The following is a 790-nucleotide window of genomic DNA, read 5'->3' on the forward strand; positions in this document are numbered from 1 at the left end:
CGGTACCCAACAATTCATTACCAACCCTGGACCTAATTTCCCTAGTCTCCACTAACTTACCTAAATCCTGGGGCTTAGCTACGAGTTCGGCGGCCGGCACTATCGACTGGGACTTAATAATGGAATCAAGGGCATTCCTAACCTCAATTAACAGGTTAAGCTCCTCCTGAAGCTCCTTAATCCTACTCTCTAACTTATCCCTTAATTCAAGCAGCTTCTTTACATCCACATTATCCACGTCAAAAATTAATAAACCCAGTTAATAAAGCTACTCGTGAATAAGAAAGCCGTAGTACTATCAATGGGCAACCTAAACCTAGACATATACATAAAGACTGATAGTATACCGAGGCCCGATGAATCCGTAGATGCCTACGAAACATACATGGGCGGTGGCGGTTCGGCAGCCAACTTTTCCGTGGCGATAGCGAGGCTCGGCCTTGGGTCAAGATTCCTAGGATCTGTGGGTAATGACCAATTCGGCGATATGCTGATTAAGGAGTTGGAGTCTGAGGGTGTGGATGTACGTTTTATAAAGCGGGTTAGCCACGAAAGAACAGGTACGGTTATAGTTATCGTAGGTCTCGATGGCTCTAAGAGGATGATAAGGTATTCAGGCGCAAACCTTGGCTTAACGCCTGATGATATCACGAAGGAGGTGATTAATGGGGTTTCTCACGTACATATAGCTCTAGGTAGAACTGAGATAATAGAGGCCGCTAAACGTATTGCTAAGTCCATGGGCTTAACGGTTTCCGTTGATGGTGGAACGCCGCTTGCCCGTAAGGGC

General features: G+C 46.1%; 1 protein-coding gene and 1 pseudogene. One reads left to right on the plus strand and one right to left on the minus strand.

What is annotated here, in order from left to right; all coding sequences use genetic code 11:
• Positions 1–238: pseudogene (locus tag ACP5L5_RS11720) on the minus strand (hypothetical protein); the annotation flags it as partial.
• A gap of 36 nt (positions 239–274) precedes the next feature.
• On the opposite strand from ACP5L5_RS11720, the gene ACP5L5_RS11725 reads away from it, so the two are divergent.
• Positions 275–790 (plus strand): carbohydrate kinase family protein (locus tag ACP5L5_RS11725; RefSeq protein ID WP_428764007.1); only part of this gene is annotated, 516 nt, incomplete at its 3' end.

Source organism: Vulcanisaeta sp. (assembly GCF_049966235.1).
GTDB lineage: Archaea > Thermoproteota > Thermoprotei > Thermoproteales > Thermocladiaceae > Vulcanisaeta > Vulcanisaeta moutnovskia.